We start from the raw sequence: 10,825 nt of genomic DNA, 5'->3' as shown, positions 1-10,825 counted from the left end.
GATATATGTTAACTAATCTTGTCGATCTAGCACTGTTCAAATTTACCGATCGGGAATGTTTGGGATAAAAGTAGATGCCTTCTTAGTTGCCAGATCGCCGTCACCAGCAGATCGCAATCGTTTAGTGACAATAAATAAACTAGATTTGCCCGATAGGGACGATGGGAATAGTGGCAGTATTATTAGTAAATTTACGTAGACATTCGGAAAATATCTCATACACTTAATATGCCCAGGAGAAAGGCAATCTAAACATCCGCGCGATTATTGTGCCAACTTTGTAATCGCAGTAAGAGTTTTAATATTTTGAGCGATCGCTGGAGCTAGCCAATGACTACTTCGAGCGAGTCAAGAGTGGAAACATCTTGACTTTGGCGACAGTCATCACAAGTAGCTCGACATCCCAGGCAAATTCCCCGAATGAACACAATTCAACAGTGGCGACAACATCAGCAAAAACGCCATCAAATCGACCTATTGGCATCAGATTTAGATCCTGCAAAGCCGCACGACAAATTGAAATCGATACAGCATCATCAGATCCAGTTATCGCCAACAACTACTGGATCGATTCTCCAGGGGAGACGCTACGCGAACGAGTTAAGTCCTCAGCATCGCCACTGGATTTTCAATTCCAGATCGGCTCTATCACTGCTCCTGACAGCAAGTTTGGTGCTGACGGTAGGGATTGCACCCGGAAGTAGCCAAGAGCGCAAACCCAGCCGCACCATTACCGCTAGTGGCAAAGGAATTGTGACTATTCCCACTACCATCAGCCAGATCCGCCTCGCGATCGAAGTTACAGCGAAAACGCCCAATCAAGCTCAACAGGATGCCGCAAAACGTTCGACACGGGTGGTAGACTTTTTAAAAACCCAGCAGGTAGATAAGCTGCAAACAACTGGCATCAATCTCAATCCGACTTATAGTTATCCACCTAACGGTCAGCCGCAACTGACTGGATATACTGCTAGCAACAGTATCAGTTTTCAAGTGACAACCGATCGAGCGGGTGCCATTCTCGATGCGGCTGTCAGAAATGGTGCGACGCGCATCGATGGCGTGAATTTTGTCGCCAGCGATCGAGCAATTGCGACAGCCCAACTGCAAGCCCTCAAGCAAGCAACTCAAGATGCCGAACGTCAAGCTGATACTGTACTACAAACTCTCAATCTCAAGCGTCGCGAAGTAATTGGGGTACAAATTAATAGCGCCTCTACTCCCGTCCCACTACCGATGCCGATGCAAGCCAGGGCTGATATGACGGCTACCAAGCCTGCTACCCCAGTTGTAGGTGGCGAACAGCAGGTAGAAGCAGCAGTAACGTTAGATATTGGCTATTAATCGATTGATATTACCAGCCCATAATCGATCGCGGGAAACCAATAACGATCCAGGATTAGACAACTCGAAGCGATCGCCATATGTTTCAACGATCGTCCCGCCAATACCCCGATCGTCGGCATGAACTAGCGCATTGAGAGGGTGTTTGGTAGTCGAAATCAACTAAATGGCGGAGTTAATTCTTTCGTCAAACACGATCGGGGTGTAAGTTATTCATCTTAGAGCAGAGAAAGCTCTGGAGTAAGGTATTTATACTTTATTTCAACTGTATTTGCGAGCGTTTCGGCAACCCAAATAGCCGAAGTAATCGCGCCTTCATGTAAACCATCTCCGAGATAGGCTCCAACATGGTAAGTATTTAATTTCCCATTAGTTTTGATAATCTCTTGTCGATGGTGAAAAGCCGCCACTGTATAGAATGGGGTGTGATGTTGTTGGATATGCAAAATTCGATCTGGTGCAATTAAGCTTTCGAGATTAAATGATAGGCTATATTGGGTTGGAGATGTGATGCCGCAGAGTTGATTGAGACGGGCGTTATAGCCCCAATTACCATTTTGTCGATCTGTCTCGAAGAAATCAAATTCCGAGCCTTCTTTGATGTGGTAGGGTTCGTACATCTCCATATCAGTGTGGAGTAGTGTTTGAACATGATTTCCTTGCCAAGCAGCAAACCTGTCGATCTCTTCTGGGCGGGGATCTGCAAGCAATTTGAGTACCACGTCGGGAGGGGTGGCAAATACCACCTTGTCGAATTCCAATATTTTAGCTCCAGCTAATTCAATGGTTATACCGGAGATCGATCGCCGAATTGCAGTTACCTCAACACCCAGCAAAATCTCGCCTCGAAAGCGATCGAGAATTTTCTGAATATAGGAATAAACACCACCTTTAATTCTCACCCAATCTACAAATACATCATCGCGGAGGGTAGGAATTACCAGCTCGGCGGGACAATTATCGATCGCTGTAAACGGGATCGAATAACTGTACATCGCAAATAACTTCAGCCAAATATTGCGGAGATATGGCTGTTTGAATCGATCGGCTAAAGATTGGTTGTGGAAATCGATCGCTTTCCATGATTTTGCGGCGATTAATAAGCTCGCCGAGCGGAGGTAAAATAAATTTATGCGTAAATATTCGAGGAACCGATCGATACCAGTAAAATTTCGATCGATCGCTACTTTCGATAGATAATGGGTGCCATTCTTGAGAAATAGTGCCGATCCGATATTGACTGGCTCTAGTTCTATACCTAGTTCTGCCATCAAATTCATGAAATTATGAAATGATGTCGGAAATTCTAGTACGCCATTTTCTAGGATTAAATTACAATCCGAACGATCGGGCTGGACGTTTTGATTGAGAGTCCGAATGTGCCCGCCTAGCATTGATTCTCGCTCGAATACGGTGACTTGATGTCCTTGCTTATCGAGTAAATAAGCTGTAACCATGCCGCTGGCACCACCGCCAATAATCGCAATTTTCATGGTATTTAAATCCCGATAGTATTTCCACTCTCATCTATCTTTCTAGATATTATGTAGTTAGTATGGTGGGCACTGCCCACCATCTAGGTTTAACGCAATTTCTATCTAACAAATAGTTGCATTCAAACCCTTAATTCAAAATTTTATCTCCTGATAATCGTTGATATAATAGCGCACCAGTCCAAAAAGTCGGTGCAAAGCCAGGATAACCAGATGAGGCATTGCAGAAGTAGAAGTTTTTAAGGGATGTTTCGTGATTGAGTCGATCGAGTCCCATATTTTGAGGTGTTAAACTAGAACCATAGGAGTTACCTTCTGGACAATAGCAAAAGTGTTCGTTGGTAGTTGGGCTACCAGTAATTTTGAAGACTAAATAACTGCGGAAATTAGGGATATAATCTCGTTCGATTATATCAAGAATGGATTCTAAGATTTCTGCTTTTTTATGTCGATAGGCTTTAGGAGCGTGTTGTTTTAGTTGGTTGAAATACTCATAGTTAGCTACTGTCAAAAATTCGATAATTTGGCAATCAGGAGGACAGTCACCACCATAGTTAGTTAATAAGGTGGGGGTGGTAATCGCAAAACTGGGATTGCTATAGTCATGCTCGTTGTACATTCGATCGATTGCCACATTTAGATCTAGATCGCCACTGTGAAATGTATTCGATTTGCCAAAGCCATAGTCTCGTAAATCAATTCCCTGGACGACACAGTAGGCCATGAAATTAGACGGTGAATAGTCGTAATTTAACTTGCGTTGGAGCGATCGCGAGAATTTTTCGATGCCAATTTTGGCAGCAGCTCGTTTTGGATCGATATTACAAATGACTGTATCGGCAAGATATTCGTGAGTTTCATGAGTGAGTATATCGATCGCCTTTGCTCCCGTCACAGTCTTATCTACGATCGAGAAATCTGTCACTTCTTGGTTTAGTAATACCTCACCACCAGCTTGAGCAATGACATCAACTAGGGCATTAATCACTCGATCGAAATGTTGGGTTGGATAAAAAGCTCCCTCTTGATAACCTGTAAATAAAATTACCCAAGCGTAGAAAGATAATCGCTCTGGCGGTAAGAGGAAATCTGGCCATTGCAGGGCGAGTAAAGTTTGAGCGGCTTGAGGTAGTTTGAATTTGTCAAACGCATCTTGAAGCGTACTATTGAGGTATTGCAGCGCACAATAGACTTCGCCGAGATGTCGGAATAATTCTAATGGTTGAATCGGTGGTGATAGATATCGCAATCCAGCGCGAACTGCATGAATTTCGTTGACAAACTGTTGACAATTTTCGGCAGCTTCAGGAAATAGAGCAACTAATCGCCGCATCAGTTCGGCACTATCGCTCGGAATATCGAGCTTATAATCGGGCATTCGCATTCGATCGAACCCATCTGGATCGAAGCGATTGAAAGTAATAGTTCGATCTAAATCGAGTTTTTTAAGCACCCGATTTACCGTATGTCCCTCGCCACAATCCCATACATAATGCAACTGAGCATTAAAAGTATATTTTTTCGACATTGTAAAGCTGTGCCCGAACCCCCCAGGATGTTCGTGAGCTTCTAGCACTCTCACTGTCTTACCAGCCTTAGCCATCAATGCGCCAAAGACTAATGCTGATAAACCACTGCCTACGATTAAATAGTCTGTATTGCGATTGGGATATTTTGCATATTCAATCATTTGTTTACTCCTGTATATAGCGATTTACAGAGGCGGAAATAAAGCACCGCCCTCTACAAATCGATCTCCACTGGGACTATATCTCACGTCGAACGTTCGATTACCTCTCGGCGCGGCTACGCCAACGAATCCCCATGAGTTATGTATGACTTTGTTTCCATTGAGACATCAGCCGTAAAGCCCAGATACTCAATCCGGCGGCGACAATTGCTGCCAACCATGAACCCCAAATCGGGAAAGTAACAGCCCCAAATTGAACTGGCAAATTAGTCGTTAGTCGAAATACATGCAGGAGTGCAATTACAGCAAAAATAGTTGCTGAAATGAGGAAAAATTTTTGTTCGCGCATGGTTAAATGCTCCTGAATTTAGGCAAGTTAGAAAATATAAGCTAAACAGATGTTTTCTCTGGTTCCGGCAGCACAGGCGGCTCGTTAGCAGCCGCTAGTGAGACTTTTACCAAATGGGGCAAAGCGGGAGTCGCCTTGAGCATGGTTAAAGTGAGTAACCCCGATACCATTTCTGCTTTCACCTGTTCTCGCTTGATTGTGGCTGGTAAAGGTATTACCCGTTTAAATTGACCATAATGAAACTCAGATCGAAATACACCCTTTTCAGTGGTCTTTGTTTCCTCTTGATGTTCTCCAGATAAAAAAACGGCATTTTCGCTCACTTGAATATCTAATTCTTCTGGCTTAATTCCTGGTAATTGTGCCTTTAGTAGCAGCTCTGTCTCGGTTTCCTGCAACTCGATCGCTGGAGTCCAAAGAGTTTCTTCAGCTTTAGCAAACACGCCTAAATGTGGTTGTTCGCGGGCAAGATCGTCGTATATTTTGTCCATTTGCTGACGTAAATTATTGAATTCTTTAATTAATAACATACCTATTGCTCTCTTCATCAATATTCGGTCTACTGTCGTGGATATTATTTATCCGCTGTCCATATCTATAAAGTAGCTCGATCGGTTGAGGAACTTGTGAAGAAATTGGTGCATGATGAGGCTAGAGCTTACCGATCTGTGTCACGATCGATAGTAGTATTGGGGAAATGAGCCGATGAGAATTCTGGTAGTTGAGGACGATCCGGGGATTGGGTTCCTGCTTGAAACTATTTTGGCAACCCATAAATACGCTGTGGATGTGGCAACAGATGGGCAAGCAGGCTTAGATCTCAGCGATGTTTACGAATATGATGCGATTTTGCTAGATGTCACCTTACCCAAGAAAGACGGGATAAGTGTTTGTCGAGAGATTCGGGCAAAAGGCAACACCGTCCCGATCTTGCTGCTCACCGCCCTCGATTCGGCTGCCGATCGCACCAGAGGTTTGGATGCTGGGGCTGATGATTATTTGAGCAAACCATTCGATCGAGATGAACTATTGGCTAGACTACGGGCAATATTACGCCGCAGTCATGCACCAACAGCACCGATTTTGACTTGGGGCAGTTTACAGCTCGATCCCGTTAGTACTGATGTCACCTTTGGCGATCGATTAGTCCCCGTCACGCCCAAAGAATACGCCTTATTAGAGCTATTTCTCCGCAACAGCAAGCGAGTATTTAGCTGTAATGCTATTCTCGACCATTTGTGGTCTTTCGATACGCCTGGGGAAGATGTCATTCGCACTCATATTAAAGGTTTGCGCCACAAACTCAAGCAAGTGGGAGCAGCAGCCGATTTTATCGAAACGGTATACGGTATTGGTTATCGACTCAAACCCATCGAGTCGTCTGGGGCGACGCTACTAACTGATACGTGGGAGAAATTTAAGGGACAAGTTCACGAGCAAGTCGCGATCTTAGAGCAGCTTGCAGTGAGATTTTTCAACCAAGATCTTCAGTCCGATTGGCAAGCGATTGGCAAAAATATCGCCCACTCACTTACTGGCTCGTTGGGGACATTTGGCTTTTCTTTAAGTTCGGAATTAGCGCGTCAAATTGAAAAATTACTCGGTAGCGATCGAGATTTAACAACGGCACAAGGGCAGTTATTACTTTCACTCGTCACAGCTTTGCGAGAAGAACTCGATCGACCAATTGTTACTACAGATCTACACAGTTTTACACCCGATCTAACAACAGATATTCTCTTAGTATCGGCAGATCGAGATCTCAATTGCAAAATCCAATCGATGGCGACCGATTTTCGTTCCGTTCGCGTTGGCGATAGCCTGCCGTTAGGCGCAGCGTCTGCCTCAGCAGAAAGGCTACGCCAACGCGGCTGGAACGTTCAAATTGTGCCAACCATCGCTGCTGCAAGATCCCAACTACATCGAGATCGTACCCGCAGTATTTTACTAACTGAGGCTGAGAGCGAGCAGACAGAAGCAGTGTTAGGCTTATTAGTTGAAATCAATAGACAAGTGCCGTTAGTCCCAGTAATCGCTCTCACCAATCCCGATCGGCTAGATCCAATCGTACAGCATTTGGGAAATTGGACTAGTGTTTGCCCTACTAAAATCGCCGATCTGATGGAATCGATCGATCGGGCGATCGCTGAGGCAGAATCAGCTCAAACTCATGTATTAGTAGTCGATGACGATCTCAAGATTTTGGCGATTTTACACGCATTATTATTGCCTTGGGGCTTTAAGATTACTACCCTAGCTGATTCTCAGAAATTCTGGGAGATCTTGCCGATGTGTAAGCCAGATCTATTAATTTTAGATGTCGAAATGCCGATCGTCAGTGGCTTGGATTTATGTAAATCAATTCGCGATCGAGCCGAGTATGCTAATTTACCAATCATCTTTCTGACCGCCCACACCGAACCAACATTAATTCAACAAGTTTTTGCGATCGGAGCTGATGATTTCGTCACCAAGCCAGTCATCGGGCCAGAAATTATTGCACGGATTACTAATTTAATGGAGCGTCAGCAGATACAGAAATTAAAGTCCGCTCAATGGCAACGAATCGATGCCGAGCGAGTGAAATTGGCAACTAAAGCGAAAATTCAAGCAGCATTGATGGCAATTAATGCTGCTGTGTCAGCCGATAATACGCTCCAGGCTCGGCAAAGTCGCCCAATTTTAGAACAGGTCGATATACTATGCAAATTACTGCTCGATCCAGACTAGAACCGAGTAGTAGTTATGAGAAATAATTCTCAGAATTTAAATTCCATCTGGAATCAAAACATAAAAAATAATATAAGGCTTGACGGGAAAACTTCTCAAACCTTCTAGCAATCGATCGTTTGAGATGTCATGGCATTTCTTTCCATTACGGCTGCACCATCTATTATAAAGTCTTCACAGCCTAGATTCTGGTTGAAAATTCGTCAGGTTTCCTTCCCAGTTGGCGATCGCTGGGAGGGAAGATCGAAATAGTATCGAGCTTGCTTTGCATAGCAATTCGATCGAGCTTAGTATAGACGTAGGAAGTACTTTAATTGTGAGCGTGTATGCCAAGTACTGTTGGTCTGTTACAGAATTTACCAAGCTTGGCTTCGATCGTCGTTGGCGGAGCCTCTCCTTTGGGGAATCGGCAACCATTGACGGTAGATCCTGACATGCTAGTGATCGAAGTTATTTCGTTGATGAGTCGGGCGAAAGGAGCTAACTGCCTGTTGCCAGCCGAGCTTGCGCTCGGATCGGCTAGTCCAGGATCGCAATCTCCGATCGAGAATAATACCCCACATGAGAGTGCGGTATTAGTTTTAGACAGCGATCGATTGGTGGGCATTTTTACCGAACGCGATTTAGTGAAGATCGCCGCCAGTCAGCGCAGTCTCCAAGGCTTGAAAGTGAGGGAGGTGATGATTACCGAGCTGCACACCATAGTACTCTCAGATCGCCATACAGTGATGAATGCGTTGACGATCTTTCAACAGCATCAAATCCGCCATTTACCGATCCTCAACGATCGTCAGCAACTCATTGGGATGGTCACGCCAGAGCATATTCGCCAGATTTTGCAGCCAGTCAACCTGTTGAAATTTCGCTCCATCGCGGAGGGCATGACGAGTGAAGTAGTTCAGGCAACTCCAAATGTGACGATCTTGCAAATCGCCCAGATGATGACCGCGCAGAATGTGAGTTCGATCGTCATTGTGAACGATTCTCCAAAGGAGAGGCTCCGCCAACGACAACCGTTGCACCCAGTCGGAATTATTACCGAACAGGATATCGTCCAGTTTCAGACACTCGAACTCGATCTAGAGCGGTTGGTGGTCGGATCGGTGATGAGTAGCCCTTTGTTTTGCTTGCAGCCATCAGATTCATTATGGTCTGCCCAGCAAATTATGGAATCCAAACAGGTTCGGCGATTGGTAATTACCAACGATCTCGGCGAGCTAGTCGGCATCCTTACCCAGTCTAACCTGCTGCAATTACTCGATCCGTTGGAAATGCTGTACATGCTGGAGCAATTGCAACAGCAGACGATCGATCGAGCGGCAGAATTAGAGCAGAGCAATCATGAATTGCGACTGGAAGTAATTAGAAGACAACAGACTGAAGATGAGCTAGAACTGCGAGTGCAAGAGCGCACCGTCGAATTGAACCTGCAATCGCAGCAACTCCAAGCCGAGATCGTCAAGCATGAGTTTCAGAAATACGCGCTCGATCGATCGGCCATTGTTGCTGCCACCGATTTACATGGCACGATTATTTCTGTCAATGAAAAATTTTGTGAAATTTCTCAATATTCATCAGATGAGTTAATCGGTAAAACCCATCGAACGATTAATTCTGGCTACCATCCACCCGAATTCTTTCGAGATTTGTGGGCAGTAATTACTAGCGGACGAGTCTGGAGTGGTGAAATCAAAAATCGTGCTAAGGATGGTAGTTATTACTGGGTAGCGACAACGATCGTGCCCTGTTTAGACGAGTGCGGTCAACCGTTTCAGTATTTATCGATTCGGTTTGATATCACCAGTCGCAAGCAAGCTGAAGCATCGCTGCAAGATAGCGAACGGAAGTTTCGGGCGATTTTTGATAATACCTTCCAACTGATGGGCTTGCTCGATCCGGCTGGGACGGTCATCGAAATTAACCGTACCGCGCTAGATGCGATCGCAGTGACACTAGATGATGTTGTCGGACAGGCATTTTGGACGACTCCGTGGTGGACTCACTACCCCGATGTTCAAGTTCGACTACAACAAGCGATCGTTCAGGCGGCGACAGGTCGAGTTGTGAGATTTGAAGCCCCATCTGTTTTAGCGGATGGTACTCACTTTTGGGTCGATTTTTCGCTCAGCCCGATCTTCGATGTCGCTGGCAAAGTCGTGATGCTGATCCCAGAGGGGCGCGATATTACCGATCGCAAGCAGATTGAAACAGAACTACAAGAGAGTCGATCCCGCTATCGCGCACTCGTAACATCGGCTCCTGTCGGCATCTTTCAAACCGATGTTGAGGGCAAGTGTCTATTTATCAATCAGCAATGTTTAGAACTAATCGGATCGACCCTAGCTGAAGCTCTGGGAGACGGCTGGGCAAACACGCTCCATCCTGACGATCGAGCATCGATTTATGCTCAGTGGCATACTGCCGTGCAAACCCAGCAGGAATTCGCCTCGGAGCATCGATTTGTGACCCCCCAAGGAAGTGTAAACTGGGTCTTTGTCAAGGCAATCGGCATCTATGAGGAATCCGGCAATTTGACTGGCTATATCGGCACGATGATGGATATCACGGAGCGCAAAGCCGCAGAGCAAAGAATCCAAGAGCAAGCTGCCTTACTAAATATTGCGACAGATGCGATTATCGTGCGAGATTTGGATGGTCAGATTCAATTCTGGAACAATAGTGCTGAGTCTATTTATGGATGGACAGCCGCAGAAGCAGTGGGGCACAAGACAATGGAAATGTTTTATACAGATGTCTCACCAGAAGTTACAATTGCCGCTCAGACAGTGCGGCAACAGGGCGCGTGGCAAGGTGAATTACGCAAGCTAACTAAAAGTGGGAAGGAAGTAATCGCCGAAAGTCGGTGGACGCTGGTACGGGATGAGGCGGGGAATCCTCGCTCGATTCTGAGTGTCGATACCGACATCACCGAGAAAAAACAATTAGAGCAGCAGTTCCTCCGCGCTCAACGGTTAGAGAGTTTGGGTAGTCTCGCCAGTGGGATCGCCCACGATTTGAATAATGTCCTTACGCCGATTGTCGGTGCGGCGCAGCTTCTACCGATGACACTGCCTAATGTGGACGATCGCAATCGCCGACTATTGAATATGCTAGTCGAAAGTTCCAAACGCGGCAGCGGTTTGGTGAAGCAAATTCTCACCTTTGCACGGGGGCTAGATGGCGAGCGCACGACGATTCAGGTGCGGCATATTTTAACCG

The 10,825-nt window shown here is 45.6% G+C and carries 9 protein-coding genes; 4 read left to right on the top strand and 5 right to left on the bottom strand.

Annotated features, from left to right (window positions below; all coding sequences use genetic code 11):
* Nucleotides 1–55: 55 nt before the first annotated feature.
* Both RMO35_RS07470 and RMO35_RS07465 read left to right on the top strand, forming a co-directional pair.
* The gene (locus tag RMO35_RS07470) at nucleotides 56–199 is read left to right on the top strand and encodes a hypothetical protein (protein ID WP_309739805.1); all 144 of its coding nucleotides are present in this window, start codon (nucleotides 56–58) and stop codon (nucleotides 197–199) included.
* Nucleotides 200–420: 221 nt separating this feature from the next.
* Nucleotides 421–1,344, top strand: a complete 924-nt coding sequence (locus RMO35_RS07465) for an SIMPL domain-containing protein (RefSeq protein WP_309739803.1) — start codon at nucleotides 421–423, stop codon at nucleotides 1,342–1,344.
* On the opposite strand, the gene RMO35_RS07460 is transcribed toward RMO35_RS07465, so the two are convergent.
* From RMO35_RS07460 to RMO35_RS07440, 5 genes are all read right to left on the bottom strand, one after another.
* Nucleotides 1,327–1,506 carry a hypothetical protein gene (locus RMO35_RS07460; protein WP_309739801.1) on the bottom strand — a complete coding sequence of 60 codons (180 nt, stop codon included), beginning with the start codon at nucleotides 1,504–1,506 and terminating at the stop codon, nucleotides 1,327–1,329. The genes RMO35_RS07465 and RMO35_RS07460 overlap by 18 nt on opposite strands.
* Nucleotides 1,507–1,562: 56 nt before the next feature.
* On the bottom strand, nucleotides 1,563–2,837 hold the full coding sequence (locus RMO35_RS07455; protein WP_309739798.1) for an FAD-dependent oxidoreductase: 1,275 nt from the start codon (nucleotides 2,835–2,837) through the stop codon (nucleotides 1,563–1,565).
* A 130-nt stretch (nucleotides 2,838–2,967) separates the two neighbouring features.
* Nucleotides 2,968–4,527, bottom strand: coding sequence for an NAD(P)/FAD-dependent oxidoreductase (locus RMO35_RS07450; RefSeq protein WP_309739796.1), 1,560 nt, complete (start codon nucleotides 4,525–4,527; stop codon nucleotides 2,968–2,970).
* A gap of 139 nt (nucleotides 4,528–4,666) precedes the next feature.
* Nucleotides 4,667–4,876, bottom strand: a complete 210-nt coding sequence (locus RMO35_RS07445; protein WP_309739795.1) for a hypothetical protein — start codon at nucleotides 4,874–4,876, stop codon at nucleotides 4,667–4,669.
* Between the two features lie 41 nt (nucleotides 4,877–4,917).
* A complete protein-coding gene (locus RMO35_RS07440) occupies nucleotides 4,918–5,406 on the bottom strand; it encodes an Hsp20/alpha crystallin family protein (RefSeq protein WP_309739793.1) in 489 nt (162 codons plus the stop codon).
* A 175-nt stretch (nucleotides 5,407–5,581) separates the two neighbouring features.
* Here RMO35_RS07440 and RMO35_RS07435 point away from each other — a divergent pair, with 175 nt between their 5' ends.
* Nucleotides 5,582–7,606, top strand: a complete 2,025-nt coding sequence (locus RMO35_RS07435) for a response regulator (RefSeq protein ID WP_309739791.1) — start codon at nucleotides 5,582–5,584, stop codon at nucleotides 7,604–7,606.
* A gap of 326 nt (nucleotides 7,607–7,932) precedes the next feature.
* Nucleotides 7,933–10,825, top strand: a 2,893-nt coding sequence (locus tag RMO35_RS07430; RefSeq protein WP_309739788.1) for a PAS domain S-box protein, incomplete at its 3' end; no start/stop codon positions are given.

The sequence above is a fragment of the Chamaesiphon sp. OTE_20_metabat_361 genome, from assembly GCF_031364565.1.
Note: the sequence above shows the minus strand (reverse complement) of the source record. Positions and strands in the feature narration are given on the sequence as shown.